30 protein-coding genes are annotated in these 24,869 nt (G+C 57.7%); 17 read left to right on the top strand and 13 right to left on the bottom strand.

All coding sequences use genetic code 11. The features are described from left to right. Nucleotides 1-190 precede the first annotated feature (190 nt). Complete coding sequence (mnmE, locus tag WA367_RS01625; RefSeq protein ID WP_336055064.1) at nt 191-1,516, bottom strand: tRNA uridine-5-carboxymethylaminomethyl(34) synthesis GTPase MnmE; 1,326 nt, start codon at nt 1,514-1,516, stop codon at nt 191-193. A gap of 42 nt (nt 1,517-1,558) precedes the next feature. Between mnmE and WA367_RS01620 the strand changes: the two genes are divergently transcribed. Beyond that, a complete protein-coding gene (locus tag WA367_RS01620; RefSeq protein ID WP_336055063.1) occupies nt 1,559-3,553 on the top strand; it encodes a thioredoxin domain-containing protein in 1,995 nt (664 codons plus the stop codon). Nucleotides 3,554-3,620: 67 nt separating this feature from the next. Here WA367_RS01620 and rho read toward each other — a convergent pair whose 3' ends face one another. From rho to hemE, 3 genes are all read right to left on the bottom strand, one after another. Then, a complete protein-coding gene (gene rho, locus WA367_RS01615; RefSeq protein WP_336055062.1) occupies nt 3,621-4,886 on the bottom strand; it encodes a transcription termination factor Rho in 1,266 nt (421 codons plus the stop codon). Between the two features lie 218 nt (nt 4,887-5,104). Further along, complete coding sequence (gene hemJ, locus WA367_RS01610; protein ID WP_336055061.1) at nt 5,105-5,599, bottom strand: protoporphyrinogen oxidase HemJ; 495 nt, start codon at nt 5,597-5,599, stop codon at nt 5,105-5,107. A 10-nt stretch (nt 5,600-5,609) separates the two neighbouring features. After that, on the bottom strand, nt 5,610-6,641 hold the full coding sequence (hemE, locus tag WA367_RS01605; RefSeq protein WP_336055060.1) for a uroporphyrinogen decarboxylase: 1,032 nt from the start codon (nt 6,639-6,641) through the stop codon (nt 5,610-5,612). A 401-nt stretch (nt 6,642-7,042) separates the two neighbouring features. Here hemE and WA367_RS01600 point away from each other — a divergent pair, with 401 nt between their 5' ends. The 5 genes from WA367_RS01600 (at nt 7,043) to dnaQ (ending at nt 10,700) form a co-directional block, all read left to right on the top strand. After that, a complete protein-coding gene (locus WA367_RS01600; protein WP_336055059.1) occupies nt 7,043-7,888 on the top strand; it encodes a pyruvate, water dikinase regulatory protein in 846 nt (281 codons plus the stop codon). Continuing rightward, nucleotides 7,878-8,486: a Maf-like protein gene (locus WA367_RS01595; protein ID WP_336055058.1), complete on the top strand. Its 609-nt coding sequence runs from the start codon at nt 7,878-7,880 to the stop codon at nt 8,484-8,486. The genes WA367_RS01600 and WA367_RS01595 overlap by 11 nt, the downstream gene beginning before the upstream one ends. After that, a complete protein-coding gene (locus WA367_RS01590; RefSeq protein WP_336055057.1) occupies nt 8,479-9,321 on the top strand; it encodes a shikimate dehydrogenase in 843 nt (280 codons plus the stop codon). The genes WA367_RS01595 and WA367_RS01590 overlap by 8 nt, the downstream gene beginning before the upstream one ends. Further along, entirely contained in the window at nt 9,318-9,902 is a 585-nt protein-coding gene (gene coaE / locus WA367_RS01585) for a dephospho-CoA kinase (RefSeq protein ID WP_336055056.1), read from the top strand. The genes WA367_RS01590 and coaE overlap by 4 nt, the downstream gene beginning before the upstream one ends. A 78-nt stretch (nt 9,903-9,980) precedes the next feature. After that, nucleotides 9,981-10,700 (top strand): DNA polymerase III subunit epsilon, encoded by a 720-nt coding sequence (gene dnaQ / locus WA367_RS01580; protein ID WP_336055055.1) that lies wholly within the window; start codon nt 9,981-9,983, stop codon nt 10,698-10,700. 59 nt (nt 10,701-10,759) lie between these two features. Here dnaQ and secB read toward each other — a convergent pair whose 3' ends face one another. Then, entirely contained in the window at nt 10,760-11,275 is a 516-nt protein-coding gene (secB, locus tag WA367_RS01575; RefSeq protein ID WP_336055054.1) for a protein-export chaperone SecB, read from the bottom strand. Between the two features lie 100 nt (nt 11,276-11,375). Next, nucleotides 11,376-11,843 carry an FxsA family protein gene (locus tag WA367_RS01570; protein ID WP_336055053.1) on the bottom strand — a complete coding sequence of 156 codons (468 nt, stop codon included), beginning with the start codon at nt 11,841-11,843 and terminating at the stop codon, nt 11,376-11,378. 205 nt (nt 11,844-12,048) lie between these two features. Here WA367_RS01570 and WA367_RS01565 point away from each other — a divergent pair, with 205 nt between their 5' ends. From WA367_RS01565 to WA367_RS01550, 4 genes are read left to right on the top strand one after another with little or no spacing between them, the layout of a single operon-like run. Continuing rightward, nucleotides 12,049-12,768, top strand: a complete 720-nt coding sequence (locus WA367_RS01565; RefSeq protein WP_336055052.1) for a Tim44/TimA family putative adaptor protein — start codon at nt 12,049-12,051, stop codon at nt 12,766-12,768. A gap of 1 nt (nt 12,769) precedes the next feature. Next, nucleotides 12,770-13,903: a murein transglycosylase A gene (mltA, locus tag WA367_RS01560; RefSeq protein WP_336055051.1), complete on the top strand. Its 1,134-nt coding sequence runs from the start codon at nt 12,770-12,772 to the stop codon at nt 13,901-13,903. Further along, a complete protein-coding gene (locus WA367_RS01555; RefSeq protein ID WP_336055050.1) occupies nt 13,900-14,448 on the top strand; it encodes a Smr/MutS family protein in 549 nt (182 codons plus the stop codon). Before mltA ends, WA367_RS01555 begins: the two co-directional genes overlap by 4 nt. After that, a complete protein-coding gene (locus WA367_RS01550; protein ID WP_336055049.1) occupies nt 14,445-14,819 on the top strand; it encodes a helix-turn-helix domain-containing protein in 375 nt (124 codons plus the stop codon). The genes WA367_RS01555 and WA367_RS01550 overlap by 4 nt, the downstream gene beginning before the upstream one ends. Before the next feature lie 4 nt (nt 14,820-14,823). On the opposite strand, the gene WA367_RS01545 is transcribed toward WA367_RS01550, so the two are convergent. From WA367_RS01545 to hslV, 4 genes are all read right to left on the bottom strand, one after another. Continuing rightward, nucleotides 14,824-15,798 carry a DUF1402 family protein gene (locus WA367_RS01545; protein ID WP_442935529.1) on the bottom strand — a complete coding sequence of 325 codons (975 nt, stop codon included), beginning with the start codon at nt 15,796-15,798 and terminating at the stop codon, nt 14,824-14,826. Between the two features lie 85 nt (nt 15,799-15,883). Then, entirely contained in the window at nt 15,884-17,194 is a 1,311-nt protein-coding gene (gene hslU / locus WA367_RS01540) for an ATP-dependent protease ATPase subunit HslU (protein WP_336055047.1), read from the bottom strand. Then, the gene (locus WA367_RS01535) at nt 17,191-17,727 is read right to left on the bottom strand and encodes a GNAT family N-acetyltransferase (RefSeq protein WP_336055046.1); all 537 of its coding nucleotides are present in this window, start codon (nt 17,725-17,727) and stop codon (nt 17,191-17,193) included. The genes hslU and WA367_RS01535 overlap by 4 nt, the downstream gene beginning before the upstream one ends. Next, nucleotides 17,714-18,265 carry an ATP-dependent protease subunit HslV gene (hslV, locus tag WA367_RS01530; protein ID WP_336055045.1) on the bottom strand — a complete coding sequence of 184 codons (552 nt, stop codon included), beginning with the start codon at nt 18,263-18,265 and terminating at the stop codon, nt 17,714-17,716. The genes WA367_RS01535 and hslV overlap by 14 nt, the downstream gene beginning before the upstream one ends. A gap of 165 nt (nt 18,266-18,430) precedes the next feature. Between hslV and hisB the strand changes: the two genes are divergently transcribed. Genes hisB through coaA form a run of 7 tightly spaced genes read left to right on the top strand, consistent with a single transcriptional unit; the run spans nt 18,431 to nt 23,076 of the window. Beyond that, nucleotides 18,431-19,039, top strand: a complete 609-nt coding sequence (gene hisB, locus WA367_RS01525) for an imidazoleglycerol-phosphate dehydratase HisB (RefSeq protein WP_336055044.1) — start codon at nt 18,431-18,433, stop codon at nt 19,037-19,039. A gap of 8 nt (nt 19,040-19,047) precedes the next feature. Next, complete coding sequence (locus tag WA367_RS01520) at nt 19,048-19,530, top strand: DUF2628 domain-containing protein (RefSeq protein WP_336055043.1); 483 nt, start codon at nt 19,048-19,050, stop codon at nt 19,528-19,530. A 6-nt stretch (nt 19,531-19,536) separates the two neighbouring features. After that, nucleotides 19,537-20,187 carry an imidazole glycerol phosphate synthase subunit HisH gene (gene hisH / locus WA367_RS01515; RefSeq protein ID WP_336055042.1) on the top strand — a complete coding sequence of 217 codons (651 nt, stop codon included), beginning with the start codon at nt 19,537-19,539 and terminating at the stop codon, nt 20,185-20,187. Next, entirely contained in the window at nt 20,184-20,918 is a 735-nt protein-coding gene (hisA, locus tag WA367_RS01510; protein ID WP_336055041.1) for a 1-(5-phosphoribosyl)-5-[(5-phosphoribosylamino)methylideneamino]imidazole-4-carboxamide isomerase, read from the top strand. Before hisH ends, hisA begins: the two co-directional genes overlap by 4 nt. A 49-nt stretch (nt 20,919-20,967) precedes the next feature. Next, entirely contained in the window at nt 20,968-21,762 is a 795-nt protein-coding gene (gene hisF, locus WA367_RS01505) for an imidazole glycerol phosphate synthase subunit HisF (protein WP_336055040.1), read from the top strand. A gap of 2 nt (nt 21,763-21,764) precedes the next feature. Then, on the top strand, nt 21,765-22,088 hold the full coding sequence (locus WA367_RS01500; protein ID WP_336055039.1) for a phosphoribosyl-ATP diphosphatase: 324 nt from the start codon (nt 21,765-21,767) through the stop codon (nt 22,086-22,088). 28 nt (nt 22,089-22,116) lie between these two features. After that, on the top strand, nt 22,117-23,076 hold the full coding sequence (gene coaA, locus WA367_RS01495) for a type I pantothenate kinase (RefSeq protein WP_336055038.1): 960 nt from the start codon (nt 22,117-22,119) through the stop codon (nt 23,074-23,076). A gap of 13 nt (nt 23,077-23,089) precedes the next feature. Here coaA and WA367_RS01490 read toward each other — a convergent pair whose 3' ends face one another. The 3 genes from WA367_RS01490 to arfB form a co-directional block, all read right to left on the bottom strand. Then, nucleotides 23,090-23,716 carry an alpha-ketoglutarate-dependent dioxygenase AlkB family protein gene (locus WA367_RS01490; protein ID WP_336055037.1) on the bottom strand — a complete coding sequence of 209 codons (627 nt, stop codon included), beginning with the start codon at nt 23,714-23,716 and terminating at the stop codon, nt 23,090-23,092. 86 nt (nt 23,717-23,802) lie between these two features. Beyond that, nucleotides 23,803-24,261 (bottom strand): peptidoglycan-binding protein LysM, encoded by a 459-nt coding sequence (gene lysM, locus WA367_RS01485; protein WP_336055036.1) that lies wholly within the window; start codon nt 24,259-24,261, stop codon nt 23,803-23,805. A gap of 143 nt (nt 24,262-24,404) precedes the next feature. Then, nucleotides 24,405-24,836 (bottom strand): alternative ribosome rescue aminoacyl-tRNA hydrolase ArfB, encoded by a 432-nt coding sequence (gene arfB, locus WA367_RS01480; RefSeq protein ID WP_336055035.1) that lies wholly within the window; start codon nt 24,834-24,836, stop codon nt 24,405-24,407. Nucleotides 24,837-24,869 lie beyond the last annotated feature (33 nt).

The following is a 24,869-nucleotide window of genomic DNA, read 5'->3' as shown; positions in this document are numbered from 1 at the left end:
CAAAATTGTTCGAGGTCTGTTTGGCTCCAGAATGTGGTGCGGTCAAGATGTCAAGTTTCACGTGAAACCTTGCTCGGCGTTACCCCGATGTTTCACGTGAATCCACGCGTCGCCCGTCTGAGCCATTCAGACGGTGTTTCACGTGAGTCATTGATTGCGGACGCTCCCCGGCAATGTTTCACGTGAGTCACTATTTACCGACACAAAAACTGGAAAAAATCACGCCAAGCAGCTCTTCAACATCCGCCTTCCCGCATATCCGAGCCAGCGCGTTTGAAGCCTCTCGCATTTCTTCAGCAGCGAGTTCGAGATGTCCCTGACGTCCCAGTTCAAGAGAACGCGTTATGGCGAGTTCGCCGTGGCGCAGTTCCTTCACATGTCGCTGGCGGAAAGGCGAAACTGCTGCGGTATATTTCGCTAATGCTTCGCATCTAGTGGTCATGAGTTCGATAAGCTGCTCGATCCCAACATTTGTGTGGACCGATATACCCAGCCGACAGTTCGCGGGCGCAGGCGCCAGATCGGTTTTGGTTCCGATCGAAAGTACCCGTTCATCTTCATCCGCAAGCACTGGTATGGGGTCACGCGAATCCAACAGATGTAGAATGAGTTGGGCATTTTCGGCAGCGTAAACGCTCCTCTCTATACCTATGACTTCGATTTCGTCCGCCTCCTCTCGGATACCGGCAGTGTCGGACAAGATCACCTTGTATCCACGCAGATCCAGGGAAACCTCGATAACATCCCGGGTGGTCCCCGGTATCGAAGACACGATCGCGGCCTCGCGCTTGGCCAAGTGATTGAGCAGAGTAGACTTCCCTGCATTCGGAGCGCCTATGAGTGCGATGCGGAAACCCTCCCGAATGATCTCCGCCACCCGATATCCATCAATATGCTGTTGAACCTCATGCTGCAGTGCCTGCAGGTCCCCCCAGATCCATGATGCAGCATCTTCAGGCACGTCAGACTCGTCGGCAAAATCAAGTTCAGCTTCCATGAACGCGCGTATATGGAGGAGCTTCTTCCTCCAGCTTTCATAAAGCGCTTCATGTGCTGCAGTATGATTGCTGAGTGCGAATTGCCGCTGCGCTTCGGTCTCCGCGTCTATAAGGTCGGCCAGCGCTTCGGCTTCAGTAAGGTTGAGCTTTCCATTCAGAAACGCGCGTTTCGCAAATTCTCCGGCCTCCGCCATTCTGCAATGAGGTTGACGGCCCAGTACTTCCAACAATTTGTTAACGACAGCCTTGCCGCCGTGGACCTGAAACTCGGCACAATCTTCGCCTGTAAAACTGTGAGGAGCGGGAAATATGAGACAGAGTCCGTGATCGATCAGACGGCCATCTTCATCCTTCAGCTGCACGAGTTTCGCTTGCCGTGCTTGCGGCAAGGAACCACAAAGCGCTCTGACCATCGGAAATGTCAGGTTCCCTGAAACACGGACAACCGCAATACCGGATGGGAGTTGCCCCGTGGAGAGTGCGAAGATCGTATCGCTAGTATTTTGCCCGAGAAGCAAAGCGCGCTACCTTTTCAATAGATGAACCTATAGGTGGCCTGGATGGAACGTGAGAACCTGCTTGGACGCGAAGGCAGTTTGTACCTGCGTCAGCACAAGGACAATCCGGTTCATTGGCGGCCTTGGGGTGAGGAGGCATTAAAGGAAGCAGCCAGGCACAACAAGCCCATACTCCTCTCCATAGGCTATTCGGCCTGTCACTGGTGCCATGTGATGGCACATGAATGCTTCGAGGATGAAGAAGTGGCTGCGCTGATGAACGCGCATTTCGTAAATATAAAGGTAGACCGTGAAGAGCGCGGGGATATCGACCAGATTTACATGGCGGCTTTGACTGCCATGGGGGAACAAGGTGGCTGGCCGCTCACGATGTTTCTCACGCCAGACGCCAAGCCGTTTTGGGGAGGTACCTATTTCCCGAAGCACTCGAAATATGGTCGCCCAGGTTTCATGGACGTCCTGTCCGCTGTCAGTCGAGCATGGATGAATGACAGGGAGAAGCTTATAAATGCTTCTGCAAATCTGCACGATCACGTACAAAAATCACTCTCGCCTGAAGGTGGAACCGAGAACACCGAGCCCGCCGTCCTGCTGAAATCCTTCGCTGAGCGCTTGAACGGAATGAGCGACGACGAACATGGCGGGCTGAAGGGGGCACCGAAATTTCCCAACGCTCCCTTTCTCTATGTTCAGTGGATGGATTGGCTGGAGAATGGAAACTCCAACAGCCGCGCCAATGTGCTGCGCACCTGGCACATGCTTCTCCATGGTGGGATATATGATCATGTCGGCGGGGGAATGGCGCGCTACTCCACGGATGCCTTGTGGCTTGTCCCTCATTTCGAGAAGATGCTTTACGATAATGCCTACTTGATCGACTTCCTGACGCACTGCCATACGGCCACCGGCAAAGAATTTTATAAAACTCGCCTTGAAGAAACAGTGGATTGGCTGATCCGGGATATGAGGGCTGAGGCAGGCGGGTTCGCCGCCAGCCTGGACGCGGACTCCGTAGGCGGAGAAGGCTCCTATTACACATGGAGCACAAAACAGGTGGAAGACGCGCTCGGGCCAGATGTCGGCGAGTTCGAGACCTATTTCAGCCTGATCTCACCAGGGAACTGGGAAGGTGACCCAATACTCGTGCGCAAGCCAGGCTCACCAGACGATGATAGCTTGGCTAGGATGCGCGAAGCATTGCGCACGCTTAGAGAACGCCGCCCCTCTCCCGGCAGAGACGACAAGGTCATTGTGGATTGGAACGGTGTGGCCATTGCCGCGATTGCCCGCGCATCACGCATGTTGCGCAGGGATGACTGGCTGCAGGCAGCGGCAAACGCATATGATGCGATCCGGGCGCATGGCACCAGCGGTCGCCTTCCACATGTCATTCTGCCCAACGGCAAGCAGCAGACCGGTCTTTCCTCCGACCATGCCGCGATGATCCGTGCAGCACTCTCTCTTCATTCTGCCACTGGCCGTCATCGCTACCTTGAGGATGCCAAACATTTTGAGAATGCATTGCGCGCACATCACTTGGACGAGTCCGGAAAAGGGTACTATCTCCAAGCTGCGGATCAGGATGACGTACCCATGCGCATTCGTGGTGATGCAGATGAGGCCGTGCTGTCGGCGACTGCGCAAATCATACTCGCTCTTTCGGAACTTGCCGCGGTCACTTCCGACGAGAAACTGCAAGAGGGTGTGGAGATAGTTGCGCAGGAGGCCTTAAGGCGCAGCCATGCTCAGGCCTATGGCCGTGCAGGTATCATCTTCGCAGCCTATATGGCACAGATCCAATACAGATTGCTCACGCCCGCGCATGATCGCACAATGGGTGAAGCTGCCGCGTCGCTACCCGATATTCGCAGGATTGATGTTACATTGGCAGTCGGCCAACGCGCTTATGCGGGCGGGAATAGGTTAGAAATCCAAGATGGCACGGCCCTGCTCTGTCAGCCAACGCGTTGCCTTGCACCCATACATGGCACGCGGGAACTTGAGCATCAGCTCAAAGAAATTGGGCGAATTACTTAGCCGAGAAAGAAAAAAGCGCATCCCGTGGGGAATGCGCTTTTTGCAAAATCAAGATGATGCTTTGGCGTCAGGTGTTCATGGAATCGAAGAACTCGCCATTGCTCTTGGTCTGCTTGAGCTTGTCGCTGAGGAACTCGATTGCGTCTGTCGTGCCCATGGGGGCGAGGATACGACGCAGTACGAAAATCTTCTGCAGGTCCTGACGCGCGACAAGAAGATCTTCCTTGCGGGTGCCTGATTTGAGGATGTCGATGGCCGGGAAGATACGCTTGTCGGCGACCTTGCGGTCGAGCACGATTTCCGAGTTGCCCGTACCCTTGAACTCTTCGAAGATGACCTCGTCCATGCGGCTGCCGGTATCGATCAGCGCCGTTGCGATGATGGTCAGCGAACCACCTTCCTCGATATTGCGCGCGGCGCCAAAAAAGCGCTTTGGACGCTGAAGGGCATTGGCGTCCACACCACCGGTAAGCACCTTGCCTGAAGAGGGTACGACCGTGTTGTAGGCGCGGCCGAGGCGGGTAATCGAATCGAGCAGAATGACAACGTCACGCCCATGCTCCACCAACCGCTTGGCTTTTTCGATCACCATCTCGGCAACCTGAACGTGGCGCGATGCCGGTTCATCGAAGGTTGAGGAGACGACCTCGCCCTTCACAGACCGCTGCATATCCGTCACTTCTTCCGGACGCTCGTCGATCAAAAGAACGATCAGATAGCATTCCGGATGATTAGACGTAATCGAATGGGCGATATTCTGTAGAAGGACGGTCTTACCGGTCCGAGGCGGAGCGACGATCAGTCCGCGCTGTCCCTTGCCCAATGGGGCTACGAGATCGATGACACGAGCGGACAAATCCTTCGAGGTAGGATTTTCCAGCTCCATCTTGAGCCGCTCATCCGGGTAAAGCGGCGTAAGATTGTCAAAGTGGATCTTGTGGCGGATCTTCTCGGGATCTTCGAAATTGATCGTGTTGACCTTGAGAAGAGCAAAGTATCGCTCGCCTTCCTTAGGGCTGCGAATCGGTCCTTCAACAGTATCGCCCGTCTTCAAAGAGAAGCGGCGAATCTGCGAAGGGGAAATGTAAATATCGTCCGGGCCAGGAAGATAGTTTGCAGAAGCAGAACGAAGAAATCCAAAGCCGTCCTGAAGAACTTCTACAACACCTTCGCCGATGATTTCAAAGTCTTGAGTGGATAGCTTCTTGAGAATGGCGAACATAAGCTCCTGCTTACGCATGATGCTCGCATTCTCAACTTCGAGAGACTCAGCAAACGCGATGAGGTCTGTTGGCGTTTTGCTCTTAAGCTCTTGGAGTTTCATTTCCTGCATGGTGCGGACTCTGGATGGGTAGGAATGAGGGAATAGGGCGCCCTGCGGCGCGACGCGTCACTTGCTACGGGTAAAGACCGAGCCGGACGTGAAAAGGAAGGAAGCGCCCTTTTACATTTCTCATGAACAAAGAGCAAGGGCCGTAATTGGTTCCAGCCCCGCCAACAACCGATTGCGCTGCCGGGGCTTCAAAGTTAATCCATCGGGCGAAAGGGCCCTCAGAAGGGCTTCACGGCCACGAGAACGACAATCAGGAGCATGAGGACGGTCGGCACCTCGTTCATGATCCGCCAAAAGCGCGCACTGCGCGTATTGGCGTCCTTCTCGAATTTCCGCAAGGAAGCGCCGAGAAAGCCGTGCACGCCACTCATGGCAATTACGAGCGCAATCTTCGCGTGAAGCCAGCCACCCGAAAAACCGAAACCTCTCCACGCAAGCCAAAGACCCAAAATCCAGGTTGCCAGCATGGATGGCATGATGATCGCCTTGTAGAGGCGTCTTTCCATGATCTTGAAGGTTTCGCTCTTGTCGGAACCACTTGGCGCGTCAGCGTGGTAGACGAACAGGCGCGGCAGATACAGCATGCCGGCCATCCAGGCGATGACGGCGATGATGTGGAGAGCTTTCACCCAGGCATAGGCACCCTCAGCGCTGAAAAGGAACAGGACCACCGCTCCCAATAGTGCCAGCCCCGGCACCAAGATCTTGCTCATCGTCATGCCTTCATCCCCCAGCCTGTCTGACGCGGTTCACCAGTGCTTCAACATGTGAAACGGGAACCTGCGGTGTGATACCATGGCCGAGATTGAAGACCAGAGGTCCCTGGCCAAGCTCCTGAAGGATGAGGTCAACCCCCTCTTCCAGCGCCGCTCCGCCGGCACGCAGCCGCATTGGGTCGAGATTGCCTTGCACCGGTCCCTCGGTTTGCAGGGAACGCGCCTTTTCCATCGGCACCGTCCAGTCGAGACCCTGAGCCGTGATACCGGTTTTACGGCGATATGCGTCGGCAAAGCAGCCAGCCCCCTTGGGAAACCCGATAATCGGCACATTGCCGCAGCGCTCACGAACGATTTTCACCATCTTGGCAACAGGTGCCACGCACCAGCGCTCGAAACACGCTTCATCCAGCACACCTGACCAAGAGTCGAATATCTGAAGCGCGTCGGCCCCTGCCTCGACCTGCCGCACGAGATAGTCGGCCGAATACACCGCCAGCTTGTCGAGAAGCTGGTCCATCACTTCCGGATTGCTGTAGCCAAACAGACGTCCCGGAGCCTGGTCCGGTGTTCCATGCCCAGCGATCATATAGGTGGCAACGGTCCAGGGCGCTCCGCAGAAACCGATCAGCGATACGTCCTCCGGGAGCTCGTTCTTCAGGCGGGCCACGGTTTCGTAAACCGGCTGCAGCCTTTCATGAAAGGCATCTCCGGCTTTAAGCGCAGAAACCTCCAGCGCCTCGATCGGTGTCAGAACAGGACCACGACCTTCTTCGAAACGAAGATCCCGTCCAAGCGCATGCGGTACAACCAGGATGTCGGAGAAGAGAATGGCCGCATCGAAGTGGAACCGTCTGATCGGCTGCAGCGTTACCTCGACTGCAAAGTCGGGATTGTAGCAAAGATCGAGAAAGCTGCCCGCTTTGGCTCTTAGTTCGCGATATTCCGGGAGATAACGCCCTGCCTGTCGCATCATCCAGATGGGAGGAGGAAAGACGGTTTTGCCGTCCATCACTTCCATGAATTTCGTTGCCGCCACTTCGGGCCTCTCCGAATAGCTAATAAAAAAGATTCTTCGAAGAAGACTCTTTCTGTTTCTTAGAGTCTGTTCGAAATGTGGATTATTTCCTTTCCACGATTTCTCGCCGGAAAACACAAGTCCCCAACTGGTCGCAGCCAATTTCCGCCATGTGGAGAAAATTCTGAATCATTTCGATTCACTCCATGAATCCATGAACTTGCCAAAACGTTCCGGCCCGGGTCAGGAAAACCTGCTTTGTGGAAGTGCGTGCAAGCTCCACAAAGATTCCCACATGGGCAAATTCGTCTCCACGACACCTCGAATTGTGGATTAACCGGCACCTTTTCCCCCACCGGCTCCCTCGCCAATTCAGCACTCCCGCGTTATCAACAGTGCTCCACAGTCAGGGAACAGGGCGTGTGCAAAAGCCTCAAAGCTTCTTCCATCTGCACCTCATTTCGGATGCGACGGGTGAAACGCTGCTCGCTGCGGGTCGCGCTGCGGCTGCCCAGTACAAGAATGCGCGCGCGATCGAGCATATCTATCCGCTGATACGCACCGAAAAGCAGTTGGCACGTGTGTTTGAAGAGATAGATCGCCAGCCAGGCATTGTGCTGTACACCATTGTTGATCAGGCACTTGCGCGCCAGATCGACGAGCGCTGCCAGGCTATGGGGCTGCCGGCCGTGTCTGTACTGGAGCCGGTTTTGGGCGTCTTTCAATCCTATTTGGGAACACCGGCCGGCCGTCGCGTGGGGGCGCAACATGTTCTGGACGCGGAATATTTCCGGCGCATCGATGCGCTGAATTTCACCATGGAGCATGATGACGGCCAGCTTCCCTATGATATCGAGGAAGCCGACATTGTGCTCATCGGTGTTTCGCGCACCTCAAAAACGCCCACCAGCATTTACCTGGCAAATCGCGGCATCAGGACCGCCAACGTCCCCCTGGTGCCTGATGTGCCGCCGCCGCCAGAACTACTGACTGCAAAGCGTCCGCTCATAGTGGGTCTCATTGCCTCGGCCGAACGAATTTCGCAGGTCAGGCAGAACAGGATACTTGGCACGCGCACTGAAGACAGTTTCGACAGTTATACCGACAGATCCACGATTGCGCGCGAACTGGCATATGCACGGCAGCTTTGTTCACGGCACGGTTGGCCGCTGATAGATGTCACGCGACGTTCCATCGAGGAAACCGCAGCGGCAATCATGGCGTTGCGGGCGGAAACACGCTCAAGCGGAGATGAAAATGGCTTTTAACACCGCACCGCTCCTTCTCGCCTCCACCAGTCCCTTCCGCCGAAAGATGCTTGAGGATGTGGGATTGGAAATCTCCACCGAAGCTCCGGTCATTGACGAGCGCGCGGTGGAGGCGCCATTGCTGACAAGCGGCGCTACCGCCGAAGATGTGGCCGCCATTCTGGCTGAAGCCAAGGCGGTGGATGTCTCCGAGCGCCATCCCGATGCGTGGGTAATCGGTGCCGATCAGACACTTTCACTGGAGGAACAGGTCTTCCACAAGCCGAGGGATATGGAAGAAGCGAGACGAAACCTTCTGACGCTTTCGGGAAAGACCCATCAGTTGAACAGCGCTGTTGTTCTGGCGCATCAGGGCCAGGTTCAATGGCGCCACACTTCCGTTGCACATATTACCCTGCGCGATCTGGAGCCTGGCTTTATCGGTCGCTATCTCGCTGAGATCGGCGACGCAGCCCTAAGAAGCGTTGGCAGCTATCAGGTGGAAGGTGCTGGAAACCACCTGTTCCGGAAAGTCGAAGGTGATCATTTCACCATCATTGGCTTGCCCCTCCTGCCACTGCTGGAGGCACTGCGCGAAAGGAAACTGATTGATGGCTGAAGCGCCCATCAAGGCCTTTGTCTGCGGACACCCGATCAAGCATTCGAGGTCTCCGCTGATCCACGGATATTGGCTGGAAAAGTATGAGCTGGATGGCTCGTATGAGGCGATCGACGTGGCTCCGGAAGATTTCGCCCACTTCCTCCACACGCTTCACGAACAGGGCTATGCCGGCGGCAATGTCACTCTTCCTCACAAGGAGAGCGCATTTAAAATTGTCGAAAAGCTGGACGGAGCAGCAGAGAAGATCGGCGCCGTGAACACGATCTGGCTCGAAAACGGGCATCTGTGCGGTTCCAATACCGACGCCTATGGCTTCGCAGCCAATCTTGATCAGCAAATGGCGGGCTGGGACAGCGCGAGGACGGCCGTATTGCTGGGCGCTGGCGGTGCTGCCCGGGCCGTGATCCATGCCCTGCAAGAGCGCGGCTTTGATGAAATCCGCATTGTGAACCGCACCGAGGCGCGGGCGCGGGATCTTCAGGCCCGTTTCGGCGGAACGACGTCGGCGCATAGCTGGGAGGCTCTTGATGATCTGCTTGCCTCAACCGATCTCCTGGTGAATACCACATCGCTCGGCATGGCCGGATCAGCGCCCCTGAGCATTTCGCTTGATCCGCTGCCTGATCACGCCATCGTTTCCGATATTGTCTATGTTCCCTTGCAAACTCCCCTGCTAGCCGATGCACAGGAGCGCGGCCTGCGAACGGTTGAGGGTCTTGGAATGCTCTTGCACCAGGCGGTCGCAGCGTTTGAGCGCTGGTTCGGCGTGAAGCCCGAGGTTACGGGCGAGCTGCGTCAGCGCATCATTGATGACCTGAGGAGCGGGAAGTGATCATTCTCGGGCTGACGGGTTCGATTGGCATGGGAAAATCCACCACTGCCAGAATGTTCGCCGAAGAAGGGGTTCCCGTGCATGATTCAGATGCCGCCGTTCACCGCCTGTATGCTGGTGACGCTGCAAAGGGGATGGAAGAGCTGTTCCCCGGAACGGTGATCGATGGCGTGGTGGACCGCAATAAGCTGGGCCAGCGCGTGATCGGCAACCCGGAAGCGCTCAGGAAGCTTGAGAACTATATTCATCCGCTCGTACGCCAAGATGCTGATGCCTTTGTCGAACGGCATCGCAAGGCTGGTGCGGAACTCGTCGTGCTTGATATTCCGCTGCTCTTCGAGACCGGCGGCACTGATCGTGTGGACAGGATTGCGGTGGTCTCTGCACCTGCCGATATCCAGCGGCAGCGGGTTCTCGCCCGCCCAGGGATGACGGAAGAGAAATTCGCCGCCATTCTGGCAAAGCAGGTCCCCGACGAAGAAAAGCGCCAGCGTGCCGACTATGTCATAGATTCCGGTAAAGGGCTGGACCATGCACGCGATCAGGTGCGGCAGATCGTGAAAGAGCTTGCACAGCTTTAGGCACGCTTGCGAGCCGACACTGCTTGCATTGGCTACCGCTTCACCCCCATTGTCGAATGGTAGGCAGAGAGTTGGACAATGCGCGAAATCATATTCGATACGGAAACCACCGGACTCGACCCACGGGAAGATCGCATCATCGAGCTTGGCTGTGTCGAACTCGATAACCGCTTTCCCACTGGACGTACCCTGCACTTCTTCATCAATGCCCAGGGGCGTTCCGTCCATCCCGACGCTAAGGCCATTCACGGGATCTCGGATGCGGATCTGGCAGACAAGCCTGTCTTTGCGGAGATACTGGACGAGTTTCTTGCCTTCATCGACGGCGCAAAACTCGTCGCTCATAATGCGAATTTCGATATCGGCTTCATCAATGCCGAATTCGCACGCCTCAATCAGCCGGTGGTTGACCCGTCGCTGATCGTGGATACGCTCGCAATTGCCCGGCGCAAGCATCCCATGGGGCCGAACTCGCTTGATGCGCTCTGCCGACGCTATGGCATCGACAACTCACGACGCACGAAGCACGGCGCTCTGCTCGACGCCGAGCTCCTGGCCGAAGTCTATATCGAGCTCGTTGGTGGCAAGCAGGCTGCATTCGGCCTGGAGATATCCACGGGTGAAACCGAGGAGCGGGGTCAGGACCGGCAGATCCAGGTCAAGATAGAGCCACGGCCTCAACCTTTGCCGTCGCGCCTTTCCGCGGGCGAGCGCGAAGCGCATGAAGCCATGGTTCAGGCCATGGGTGAGAATGCGCTTTGGAACAAGATCCGCCCCACCCTCGAAGCAGCCGAATAGAAAGCAAAAAGCCGGGCAACTGCCCGGCTTCATGCAAGAGATCGGTTCTGATCGGTTGATCAGGAAGCCTGTACCTTCGACTTGGCCTGCTCTTCAGCCATGCGCTGCTGGAACATGCGCGCGAAGTCGATCGGATCGATCATCAGCGGCGGGAAGCCGCCATTGCGGGTAGCGTCCGCGATGATCTGACGTGCGAAGGGGAAAAGCAGACGCGGGCACTCGATGAAGAGCAGCGGCAGCATGTGCTCCTGCGGGAAGCCTTCGATGCGGAAGATGCCGCCGTAAAGCAGCTCCACATTGAACATCACGTTCTTGTCGGACTCAGCGCGCGCATTGAGCGTCAAAAGGACATCATAGTCCGAGCCACCGAGCGGATTGGCGTTCACATTGACATTGATATTGATGGCCGGAGCCTTCTCGCCGCGATTGCGCAGCGACTGAGGTGCGCCCGGGCTTTCGAAGGAAAGATCCTTCACATATTGGGTCAACACATTCAGGCTCGGCTGCTTGCCATTGCCTGCCGCCTGCTGACCGGCTTCCTTGTTCTGATCGTTTTCCTGCGGGTTCTTGGCCATCCGCCTTCAGTCCTCATCCACTCGTTACGCGGCTTTAAGCCACTTGAAATCTGTCGCGTTGGCTAGCACGGGCATATCCGCAAGACAAGTTTGCGCCGCCTCACTGCGGTTTGTTCAGGCTGCTGTCGTTGCGCCACGGCGTGTCATCACGTGGTCCGGCCGTATACTCCTCGCTTTCAAGGTCGATGACATTAGGATCCCGAGATCGCGACCGGGTTTCGCCGCCGGGCGTGATAATGGTGATGCGGCTGCGCAAAAATCGCCACCCCGCGTCCCGAAACTGGGGGACAAATAGGAGGAAACCGAGCGTATCAGTTACGAAACCGGGTGTTAGGAGCAACACGCCTGCCACCATGATCATCATGCCGTGCACGAGGTCACGCCCGGGTATCTGTCCCTGTTCCATTGTCGCTCGGATTCGCCGCGCCACGCCAAAGCCCTGTGAGCGGAGCAGAAAGGTACCTGCTACGGCAGTGGCAAAAATCAGGCCCATTGTGGCCAACACGCCGATTTCGCCGCCCACGACCACAAAAACGGCGATTTCCAGCAATGGAATGGCCAGAAGCATGAAAGGTATGATGGAGAACGGCACTTTCTTTACGAACCTCGCGCTAATGCGACCTTAAGGCCGCGTCTTTACCCAAATAGGAACGATGGCAATCAATTTGAATGATTCGATGGCGCGTTCTATATGAAATGACGCGGACTACCCCGCCGGAAGCCGAAAAATGTCCCGGCTTCTCAGGACAGAGCGACATGTTTGGCTGAACACTATGCAATTTTTTGATTTTGGCACGATTTTCTTCCTGGTCGCGGCAGTCGTGATCTTTTTCCAGCTGCGTAATGTTCTGGGACGACGCACGGGCAACGAACGTCCGCCCTTCGACCCCTATTCCAATCGCTCGCGCTCCGCACCTGCGGAAACCAAGGACAATGTCGTCTCGCTGCCCAAGCGCAATGGCGCTTCCACCGCTCCGCAAACCGGGCCTGACATTGAGGAAAGCTTCGCTGCCATCGATGCGCTGACCCAGCCGGGCACGCCGGTCAATGAAGGGCTCAAGGCAATCCGCAAGGCAGATCCACAATTCGATGTGAAGAAATTCCTCGAAGGCGCAAAAATGGCCTACGAGATGATCGTGATGTCCTTCGCCGATGGTGACCGCCGGACATTGAAGAACCTTCTTTCGAAGGAGGTCTACGAAGGCTTCGTGGCTGCCATCGACGAACGGGAACGCCAGGGCCAGAAGATCGAATCCTCATTCGTCGGTATCGACAAGGCCAGCATCGTCGGTGCTGAGCTCAAGGGCACGGAAGCCCATATCACGCTGCGGATCGTCAGCGAATTGATCTCGGCCACCCGCGATCGCGGCGGCGAGATTGTCGACGGCGATCCAGAAACCGTCGCCGAAGTGAAGGATGTCTGGACCTTCGCGCGCGACACCCGCTCGCGTGATCCCAACTGGAAACTGGTGGCGACAGAAGCCGAGGACTGACGTGGACGCCCGCGCGCCCGTCAGCTCGGCGACACCGCCGCTCTCACCACTGTTTCAACCGGTCCGGTTTGCCGATCTCCCAGCATGGCTGGATGATGATCATGTTGCGGCTTTCGCCGCCTTCCGCCGTAGCGCGTTAAAGGCGGCCGAAAAACCATACAAGTCCGGAAGCCTCGGCATATGGCAGTCCGCCTTTCTCGCTGCATTCGCTGCGGCCCGATCCATGGCCGCCGATATTTCACGCTCTGAGGCGCGTGAATTTTTCGAGTATTGGTTCCGGCCGCACAGGATAGTTGGGCATGGGGGCTTTGTGACCGGCTATTACGAGCCGGAAGTCGAAGCTTCGCTACATCCAACCGATCGGTTCAAGGTCCCTCTCTACCGAAAGCCGGGTGATCTCGTGAAGATTGATCCGGAATCTCCCCCCGCCGGCATGGAGAAGGGTTTCGCGTTTGCACGCTCGTCCAGCGGCTCCCTTGGCCCTTATTTCGACCGACAAGCAATAGAAGAGGGCGCGCTGTCAGGCCGAGGGCTCGAGCTTTGCTGGCTGGAAGATCCGATCGACGCCTTCTTCATCCATGTGCAGGGTTCGGCTCGTCTCAAACTGCCGGATGGGCAGATCATGCGGGTCGGCTACGCAGCCAAATCTGGCCATCCTTTTACCGGAATAGGCAGAGCGCTGGCCGAGCTCGGAGAACTGCCGCTCGAAGAAGTTACGATGCAAAGCATTCGGGCCTGGCTGAAGGCCAATCCGGAGCGTCAGCAGGAGATCATGTGGCGCAATCGTTCTTTCATCTTCTTTCAGGAGATGGAAACCACTGATCCCGCGCTCGGCCCTGTGGGCGCAGCCAAGGTGCAACTCACACCACTTCGATCCATAGCGGTCGATCGCTTTTTGCATACCTATCCGACGCCATTCTTTCTGGACGCGCCGGAATTGACCTGCCCGACCGGCAAACCATTTCGCCAGCTCGTGATCGCACAGGATACAGGCTCTGCAATCATAGGTCCGGCGCGGGCCGATCTTTTTCTGGGAAGTGGCGATAAGGCGGGCGGGATTGCCGGCACGATCAAGCATGAAGCCAGATTTTTTGCCCTGCTTCCCGCCAAACTGGCCGGGGAGCCGGGACGGTGAAGCGCAAAAAGGAAAAGCTGACCGAGGAGGACAGGGTATTGTGGGGACGCGTGGCGCGCACCACGAAACCACTTGAAGGCAAAAGCTTTCCCGACTGGCCGGAGGCGGTCGGCCACGATCCACAGCCGCCTGTTCCCACACCGGCTGCTGATGACCGCCAGGCGCCCAAGACGACAAAACGTACGCCCGCTCCCGCCATTCAGGACCCGCGTCACATCGACCGGCCTACCTATGGCAAGCTTGCTCGCGGACGTCTCGAGATCGCGGGACGTGTTGATCTTCACGGGATGACGCAGGAAGAAGCCCATATGCTTCTTTTCTCGTTCCTGCGCCGCGCCTATGAAGCTGACCGCCGCTACGTTCTTGTCATTACGGGAAAAGGTACTTCCTCGCGCGGTGAAGGCGTGCTGCGCCGATCGGTTCCGCGCTGGTTTGCGACCAGCCCCTTTCGTGAGATCGTCGGCGGCTATGAAGAGGCTGCCAGAAATCATGGCGGCGCGGGTGCGCTCTATGTGAGGCTTCGAAAGCGGGGACCAAGGAAATGACTCCCTTCGGAGAGCGCGTGCGGGAATTGCGCCGCGAGCGTGGCATCAGCCAGAAGAAAATGGCCGAGGATATCGGCGTGAGTGCTGCCTATCTGTCCGCGCTGGAGCACGGCCGGCGCAGCCCACCCACCTGGCCGATGGTTCAGAAAATCATTGGCTACTTCAACATCATCTGGGATGAGGCCGATGAATTGCAGCAATTGGCTGCACTCTCACATCCGCGGGTAACCGTTGATACGGCGGGAATGCCGCAAAAGGCGACGGCACTCGCCAATCTATTGGCGCACAACATCCAAAACCTGACCACGGATGAGCTCGAGAGGCTTTACGGCGAACTCAACAAGATGCTGAAGGCAAAAGCCAAGAACTGAACTCTCAGAACTTGGCGACGAGCTCTTGCAACTCATCCAGCCGATCATTCACCAGCCAGCCATAGTAGTTCTCTTCAGGCAGTTTCATCGGCTCGCCGCGCTGTTTGCGCTTCTGGTTTTCGGTTGCAAGCCGTGTTGCCCGCATCTCGGGATTTCCGAGATTGTAAAGCGTCGCGGTAACGCCGGGGTTCTTGCTGATATCGAAGCCTGCAATGCGCCGATAGGCTTGGATCCCGTGCTTGAGCGTCGCTGCCACATAGGCGAGCGATACATCAGGATCCATAATGGCCTTGTAGACCCCCTGGGGGTCCTTATGGCTCAGCCTCTCGAAACCCGAGATCTTGTTCACGGTGTCCGTCATCAGCAATGCGGTCAACGGGTTCAACTGACCAATGCCAAATGTCTGGCCGGCGTAAAAAGGCTGGAAGAATACGGCGCTGAACCGATCGTTCGGAAAGCGCTTGCCGTCCACCATCTTTCCCCTGAACCGGGATTCCCAGATACTCTCGCGGCATGACCAGAGTGCGTGGCTGCCACTGGTTTCCTCACAAGGCGCGAACTCAGGACGGTTGATGAAGTCGTCCACCAATTCCCCGTCGTAGGAGAATGTAAAGCTGCTTTTCAGATAGGAGACCGCTTTGACGTAATAGGTCTGCAGATGGTCATAGGCATCCACATTGTAGGTGTGCTCGCCGACAATGGCGCCAACCATGTGGATCGGTTCAATGCCGTAAGCTTTCGCCGTTGCCTTTATCTTCTGCTGCAGCTTGCGGTCCGTCTCCAGAAGCGTGCGGACCTTCTCGTATTTCTTGTCATAGGTGGTCTTGTTCGCATTGGTGCGCACGGCGGATCCGCGCGGAATATTCGGCTGCACCTCGTTGCGATTGCCAGGCGGCACGGCTGTGGCTGCACTCGCCTGACTGACGATGCCTATGGAAAGTAGGGCGCTCAAGACGATGCTGTGTCGCAACCTGTTTATCCGCTCTGTGACCTTGGGGAGCCCTGCTTTTACGGGAAGGGGGAATCGGAGTCGAGCAGATTCCCCCTGCTGCGACGCAATGTGCCTAGAGAATGAAGCGCGACAGATCCGTGTTCTTTGCCATGTCGCCCACATTCTCATCGACATAGGAGCCATCGATCTCCACCTCGCTGCCGGAGCGATCCGGTGCGTTGTAGGAAATATCGTCCAGAACGCGCTCCATCACCGTCTGCAGCCTGCGCGCGCCGATATTCTCAACGCTCGCATTGAGATCGACGGCAATTTCCGCCAGACGGTCTATGGCGTCGTCGGTGAAGTTCAGGGTGACACCTTCAGTCTCCATCAGAGCAACATATTGCTTGATGAGGCTGGCTTCGGTTTCGGTGAGGATTCGGCGGAAATCGTCCTTCTCCAGCGCCCGCAACTCGACACGGATCGGCAGGCGACCCTGCAGTTCCGGGAGGAGATCAGAGGGCTTCGAAACATGGAATGCGCCTGAAGCGATGAAGAGGATGTGATCGGTTTTCACCGGCCCGTATTTGGTCGCGACAGTCGTGCCTTCGACCAGGGGCAGCAGATCACGCTGAACGCCTTCACGCGATACACCTGCACCCATGCCACCCTCACGCGCGGCTATCTTGTCTATCTCGTCAAGAAAGACGATCCCGTCGTTCTGCGCACTTTCCAGCGCCTTGGCCACGACCTCGTCCTCATCGAGAAGCTTGTCGGACTCGTCGTCGATCAGGAACTTGTAGGACTCCTTGACCGTCGTCTTGCGCGTGCGCGTTTTCCCGCCGCCCATGGCCTTCTGGAGCATGTCATTGATGTTGAGAACGCCGATATTGGCGCCGGGCATACCGGGTATCTCGAAGCCGCCCATACCGCCGCCGGTATCGGAAACCTCAATCTCGATCTCCTTGTCGTCAAGGAGCCCGTCACGCAGCTTCTTGCGGAAGCTGTCCTTGGTGGCAGGGCTTGCGGTCTTGCCGACCAGCGCTTCAAGCACGCGTTCCTCGGCGTTCACATGCGCCCTCGCCTTCACGCTCTCGCGCATCTTTTCGCGGGTTAGCCCGATTGCAACCTCGACCAGATCGCGAATGATCTGCTCCACATCGCGGCCGACATAGCCCACTTCGGTGAACTTCGTCGCCTCGACCTTGATGAAGGGTGCGCCGGCAAGCTTGGCAAGCCGGCGGGAGATTTCGGTTTTGCCCACGCCCGTCGGCCCGATCATCAGGATGTTTTTCGGCATGACCTCATCGCGCAACTGGTCGGGCAACTGCTGACGCCGCCAGCGGTTGCGAAGTGCAATGGCCACGGCCCGCTTGGCGTCTTTCTGGCCGATAATGAAGCGGTCGAGCTCGGAAACGATCTCGCGGGGAGAAAAATTGGTCATGAATGGATCTCGTTACTCTCGTGATGCTGCATGAGAAGGACGTCGTGCGTGCGTCCCTCCAGATGGGGAATTGGTTTGAACCCGGCTTTCTCATAGGCCCGGACGGCGCGCTTGTTGGCGGGGTCGGGATCAATGATGATCGTCTCATGCCCAAGGCTGCGCAGCAGAGTGACCATCGCGTTAACCGCGGCCGAACCGATGCCTTTGGAAACGAGCTGCTCTTCACCGATGGTGATGTCGACGCCCACAGCGTCCGCTGGCAGTTCCGTCAGCCATGGATGTTCAGCTACCAGCGCCGGGGTGCGGTTGTCGGCCACGAACCAGTATTGCATGTAGCCGATGTCCCTGCCCTCAAATTCCAGGATGAAGGGCCGCGTCGTGTCACGTCCTTCGACCATGTCCTTGATGAAGCCGAGTTCCTCGTCCGGATCACCCCACCATTCCTGCACATGGGGACGCACAAGCCATTCCCGCAGAAGTGCGTAGTGCTCCGGACCGACCGGCTTCAGGACGATGGCGTCAGCCTTCGACATCCAGTGTTTCCACGATCAGATTGTCATTGGTGTAGATGCAGATGGAGGCGGCAATTTCCATCGCCTTCCGGGCAATTTCTTCTGCATCCTTGTCGGTGTCGATCAGCGCCTTTGCGGCTGCCAGCGCGAAGTTCCCGCCCGAGCCGATGGCCATGACGCCCTGCTCCGGTTCCAGAACATCGCCATTGCCAGTCAGCGCAAGCGTGATGTCCTTGTTGGCAACCAGCATCATGGCTTCAAGCCGACGCAGATAGCGGTCGGTGCGCCAGTCTTTCGCCAGCTCCACGCAGGCGCGCATGAGCTGATCGGGATATTGCTCCAACTTTGCCTCAAGCCGCTCCAGCAGCGTGAAGGCGTCTGCCGTCGCTCCGGCAAAGCCCGCGATCACATTGCCCTTGCCGATGCGGCGCACCTTGCGCGCATTGCCCTTCATCACCGTCTGGCCAAGACTGACCTGCCCGTCGCCGGCAATGACCACCTTGCCGCCCTTGCGCACGGTGACAATTGTCGTTGCGTGCATGGAATTGTTTTCGCTCATCCGGTTCTGCTCCTTTGCACCGCGGTCGGCTACCGCTGAGGGGCTTATGTATGTTTGACAAATCAGATTGCAAAGTGGCTCGCTGAGCGCACCCTCAATCGCTCATCTGGTCAATAGGGTAACATGCTGCTAGAAGGCTGGCCTTCTCAGGCAAGGGGAAAAGCCATGGCCAGCAATTCGGCACGCGAGGCATCAGTCAGCCGCAAGACCAACGAGACCTCCATCGAGGTCAAGGTCGCGCTTGATGGGACCGGCAAGGCGGAGATCGCCACCGGCGTCGGTTTTTTCGACCACATGCTCGACCAGCTTTCCCGCCACAGCCTCATCGACATGACCATCAAAGCCGAAGGTGACCTCCATATCGATGATCACCACACGGTGGAAGATTGCGGCATCGCCATTGGCCGCGCGCTTGCGCAGGCGCTGGGAGAGCGCCGTGGCATCATGCGTTACGCCTCGCTCGACCTGGCCATGGACGAGTGCCTGACCCGTGCTGCAGTTGACGTGTCCGGGCGCCCTTTCCTGGTTTTTGACGTGGAGTTTCCCACCGAGAAGATCGGCACCTTCGATACCGAGCTGGTGCGCGAATTCTTTCAGGCACTGGCGCAGCATGCAGGCATCACGCTGCACATCACCAACCACTATGGTGCCAACAGCCACCATATTGCAGAGACCTGTTTCAAGGCGGTGGCACGGGTGCTGCGCGCGGCGATGGAGCCTGACCCTCGCCAGCCCGACGCCGTGCCCTCCACCAAGGGTACCCTGAACGGCTAGGAGCAGGAATGGCCAGCTATCTCGTCCTGGAGCCGGATGCTCCAGCCACGCAACGAGGGGAAAAAGCGATCGTTCTGCGCGATGGCTTCTCCCTCGCCGCCTTCCTGCTGACCGTATTCTGGCTCCTTTGGCATCGCATGTGGCTGGAAGCGCTGGCAGCCCTGGTCATCGCGCTCGCCGCCACGGCTCTGGGCACCTTTGCCGGATTGCCCCTGCTCGGTACGGTTTTCTCCTTGCTGGTATCGCTTTTCATCGGGCTGGAGGCGCGCAACCTGCATGTGCAGAATCTGCGGCGGCGCGGCTGGCGGCTTGTCAGCGTCCTGGATGCCGCGAATGCCGCCGAGGCGGAACTGCGCTATGTGACATGGAAGAATGAGAGCGAGGAGGCTCAGCCACCTGCGCTTCGCCCGGCCGGAACTGTTACCGGCTACCGAGCGCCGGATGCAGGCTCCGCCGCATTCGGGCTGATAGACTATCCAAGAAAGGGCTGATGCGGCATGCGCGTTGCCATAATCGATTACGGTTCGGGAAATCTGAGATCAGCCACCAAGGCGTTCGAGCGCGCGGCACGTGAAGCCGGACTTGATGCCGAAATAGATCTGACGGCTGATCCGTCTGCGGTTGCTTCGGCAGATCGCGTGGTGCTGCCCGGCGTCGGAGCCTACGCCGATTGCCGACGTGGGCTGGCTGCCGTCTCCGGCATGGAAGAAGCCCTCAACGAAGCGGTCATCACCAAGGCACGTCCCTTCTTGGGCATCTGTGTCGGCATGCAGCTGATGTCCGAACGCGGCCTTGAAAAGGAAGTGACGCAAGGCTTCGGCTGGATTTCAGGCGACGTGCAGGAGATGCAGCCCGCGAACCCAGATCTTAAGATTCCGCAAATAGGATGGAACACGATTCACGTGAAACATCCCCATCCACTGTTTAATGATATCCCGACCGGCCCGGACGGACTGCACGCCTATTTCGTGCACTCCTACCACCTCGCCGCGAAGGAGCCTGAACAGGTACTGGCGACCACCGACTATGGCGGGCCCGTGACCGCTGCGGTTGCGCGCGACAACCTTGCCGGCACCCAGTTCCACCCCGAAAAGAGCCAGGCCCTCGGTCTCGCTCTGATCTCAAATTTCCTGAAGTGGAAGCCATGATCCTTTTTCCCGCCATCGATCTCAAAGACGGCCAGTGTGTGCGCCTCAAGCTTGGCGAGATGAGCCAGGCGACAGTTTACAATGCAGACCCAGCGGATCAGGCGCTCGCATTCGAGCGCCAGGGTTTCGAGTGGCTGCATGTCGTGGACTTGAACGGCGCCTTCGCCGGTGAGAGCGTCAATTCCTCGGCTGTCGAAGCCATTCTTTCGGCAACGAAGAATCCAGTGCAGCTTGGCGGCGGCATCCGCACATTGGCGCATATCGAGAAGTGGCTGGAAAAGGGCCTTGCCCGCGTCATCCTCGGCACCATCGCGGTGCGCGACCCTGATCTGGTTCGTGAAGCCTGCCGCAAATTCCCCGGCAAGATCGCGGTCGGTATCGACGCGCGCGGTGGCAAGGTGGCCGTCGAGGGCTGGGCAGAGACTTCCGACCTTTCCGCCACGGAGCTTGCCCGCCGGTTCGAAGGCGCTGGCGTTTCGGCAATCATCTATACCGACATCGACCGGGATGGCATTCTGACGGGCATCAACTGGGAATCGACAATCGAGCTTGCCGATGCGGTTTCAATTCCGGTTATCGCATCCGGCGGCCTCGCTTCGTTGGACGATATCCACCGCATGACGCAGCCTGACGCGGCGCGTTTGGAGGGTGCAATTTCCGGCCGGGCTCTTTATGACGGACGGATTGATCCCACAGAAGCACTTGCAATCCTGAAAGAAGCCAAGGGCTGACTTGGCCATGCCGCATGACATGCAGGCAGAAAGTCATGGAAAGAATATCATGTCCCTGAAGGCACGCGTCATTCCCTGTCTCGACGTCAAAGACGGCCGTGTCGTCAAAGGCGTGAACTTCGTCGATCTCATTGACGCCGGAGATCCGGTCGAGGCCGCACGGGCCTATGATGCCGCGGGCGCGGACGAGCTTTGCTTTCTCGACATCACCGCAAGCAGCGACAATCGTGAAACGATTTTCGATGTGGTGGCGCGAACCGCCGATGAGTGCTTCATGCCCGTGACGGTTGGCGGCGGGGTGCGCGAGGTGAGCGACATACGCAAACTGCTCCTTGCCGGCGCCGACAAGGTCTCGATCAATACGGCTGCCGTGAAGGATCCGGAATTCGTGGCGCGCGGCGCCGACAAATTCGGCAATCAATGCATTGTCGTGGCAATTGACGCCAAGCGCGTTTCAGCAGAAGGCGAAGAACTGCGCTGGGAAATCTTCACCCATGGCGGACGCAACGCGACCGGTATTGACGCTATTGAATTCGCACGCCGCGTGGTCGACCTCGGTGCAGGGGAGCTGCTTCTGACCTCCATGGATCGGGACGGCAGCAAGGCCGGCTATGATCTGGAACTGACCCGCGCGATCTCGGATGCGGTGCGCGCGCCTGTCATCGCGTCTGGCGGTGTCGGGACGCTGGATCACCTTGTGGAAGGCGTGCGCGACGGCGGTGCTGCAGCTGTTCTGGCTGCCTCGATTTTCCATTTCGGCACCTACACGATCGGTGAAGCCAAGCGCTACATGGCCGAAGCCGGCATACCCATGCGCCTCGACCCGACGAGCGAGAAGAACTGACAATGGCAAATTTCGATCTGAAGGATCTGGAGCAGGTAATTGCCGAGCGGGGCAATTCCGCCGATGCATCTTCCTGGACTGCAAAGCTGTTCAAGGCAGGCACGCCAAAGGCCGCCCAGAAGCTGGGTGAAGAGGCAGTCGAGACCGTCATAGCCGCAGTCAGTGGCGATCGGGATGGCGTGATTTCCGAAAGTGCTGATCTCCTGTATCATTGGCTGGTCGTATTGGCGCTATCCGGCGTGAGCCTTGATGAAGTGCTCGCTGAACTGGCGCGACGCACCGGCCGTTCAGGCATCGAGGAAAAGGCCGCGCGGCAAGGGGACTAGGACCGCCTTGGCGGCGAAAGAGACGCTTATGGACCAGCTTGCACCAGGCGAACGCTATTCGCCCTACCGTTTCTTTTCCGCCGAACGTTGGGCGAAGTTTCGGGCAGACACCCCCCTCACCCTCACCGAGGACGAGGTTCGCCGACTGCGCTCCCTCAATGATCCCGTCGATCTGGAAGAAGTGCGGCGTATCTATCTGTCGCTCTCACGCCTGCTTTCCGCTCATGTCGAAGCAAGCCAGCTTCTGTTTCAGCAGCGCAAGATGTTCTTCTCCACAGACGACGCGCAGAAGTCCCCCTTCATCATCGGCATCGCGGGCTCGGTAGCGGTCGGGAAGTCCACGACCGCGCGCGTGCTCAAGGAGCTTCTGGCGCGCTGGCCGTCCAGCCCGAAGGTGGATCTCGTCACCACCGATGGCTTCCTCTACCCGAACGCGGTGCTGCGCGAAAACAACCTGATGGACCGTAAAGGCTTCCCCGAAAGCTACGATCAGGGGGCGGTGCTGAAGTTTCTGTCAGAAATAAAGGCGGGCATGCCCAATGTGCGCGCGCCTCTCTATTCGCACCTGACTTACGATGTCCTCGAAGGCGAGTTCGTGACCATTGACCGGCCGGACATCCTTATCTTCGAAGGTATCAATGTGCTGCAAACGCGTGAGCTGCCAGCCGACGGCAAGGCGGTTCCGGTGGTCTCCGATTTCTTCGATTTCTCCATCTATATCGATGCGCCCGAAAAGCTCGTTCATAATTGGTATGTCGATCGTTTCATGCGATTGCGCGACACCGCATTCCGCGATCCCCGCTCATTCTTCCATCGTTATGCGGAGCTTTCGACCGAGAGTGCGCTGGCGATCGCCGAGCAGCTTTGGGAAAATATCAACCTGAAGAATCTTCGTGAGAACATATTGCCGACCCGACCGCGTGCCGACCTGATCCTGCGAAAGGGAGCCAATCATCTGATCGAGGAAGTTGCGCTGCGCAAGCTCTGAGGCGGCTGCGCTTTCAGCCAGTTTCGGCAGGTATGGTGACGCGTCTCAGTGTGAGATTTATGCGACCGGGTTTTTTCAGAAGCGGTGAGGTGTCCGGATAGATCCGGTCAACGCCGTGATAGCAAACACGCCCTTCGCCGCCCAATATGACCACGTCACCGCTTTCCAGGCGCAATGACACGGTCCGCCCTCCCCGCGTTCGCTCGCCAATTCGAAACAGACATGAATCTCCGAGTGAAATGGAGACCACAGGTGCGTCGAAGTCCTCTTCGTCGCGGTCTTGATGAAGCCCCATCTTCGCGGTGGGTTCGTAAAAATTGACAAGGCAGGCTTCCGGCGGATAGCGATAGCCAGCCACTTCATTCCAGATGCGCAAAAGACTTTCCGGCATCGCCGGCCACGGCTGGCCGGTCACCGGGTGGTTGCCTTGATAGCGGTAACCCCGCTCCTTGTCGGTCACCCAGCCAAGCGTCCCGCAATTCGTCATTAGCACGCTCATCGGCTTGCCCGTTTTGGGCATCACCGGAACATAAAGCGGAGCAGCGCGTACAACGTCGCGGATATCCTCCACGAGCGCACGCTGTTCATTGATGTCGAGGAACTGCGGAATATGCTTCACGCCCTTCGGCAGGACGAGCATGGGTCACCTCATTGCATTCGGCCACGGTGCCCGGTGGCCACGGGCGCGGGCTTTCGACCCGCACCCGATCATGTAGTGCTGGTGCTTCAGGCGTCGAGCTCGGGAATGCGCAGGACCTGGCCCGGATAGATCTTGTCAGGGTGATCCAGCATCGGCTGATTGGCTTCGAAGATCTTCGTGTACTTCGCGCCATGGCCCTTGCCATACTGCGATTCGGCGATGTTCCAGAGATTGTCGCCCTTCTGCACGGTATAGAATACCGGCTCCTTGGCTGCCGAGGCTGCTTCGGCGACTTTCAGCTCGCCGGCTTCCACCTTGGAAACGCCAAGCGTGTTGCCAACTGCAACAACGGCCTTTTCGAAGGCAGACTGGTCTGCGACTTCGCCCTTCAGGACAACCTTGTCGCCTTGTACTTCCACTTCCACCTTGTCGGTGCCGAGCTTGTGGGAGTCGAGCTCCTTCTTCAGCGCGTCCGGCTCCGGAGCCTCGTCGTCAACCACACCAATTTTCTTGCCGACGGATTTGACGAAATCGAAAATGCCCATTGAATATCTCCTGATATGAATCGCGGGGGTGCATTTGACGTGTAGCCAAGAAATGTTTCAACCGCAAAACGAAGTCTATTGCGCGTGTTTGAACTTCACAACCGCGCCAGAGACGCAGCGTCACTAAGGTTGATCCGACGCGTTCAATCCAGGCTGACCTTGCCTCGCAGCTTCTTCACATTGCCCCGTCCCGTTTTGGCTTTCAGCCGACGTTCGATGGAACCTTTGGTGGGCTTTGTTTTCTTGCGGGGTTTGGGCGGAGGCTCCGACGCCCGTTTCATCAGATCCACAAGGCGGCCACGCGCATCTGCACGATTTTGCTCGCGCGTGCGATAACGGCTGGCCTCGAAGACGATCTCGCCGTCTTTCGTGGCCTTGCTTCCAGCCAGCTTCAGCGCACGTTCGCGCACACGCTCAGGCAGGTGATGGGCGTCACGGAGCCGATAGCGGAGCTGAACTGCAGTCGCCACCTTGTTCACATTTTGCCCGCCCGGCCCTGATGCACGGATGAAGCTTTCTTCAAGCTCCTCCGGCTCGATCACGATATTGGGACGTATTTCCAGCCGCTCTGCCATAGCCGCAACATGGGTCGTCCTGCGGCAAAAGAA

Origin of the sequence: Nitratireductor sp. CH_MIT9313-5, assembly GCF_037029545.1 — a bacterium.
In the GTDB taxonomy this organism is placed as follows: Bacteria; Pseudomonadota; Alphaproteobacteria; order Rhizobiales; family Rhizobiaceae; genus Chelativorans.
Note: the sequence above shows the minus strand (reverse complement) of the source record. Positions and strands in the feature narration are given on the sequence as shown.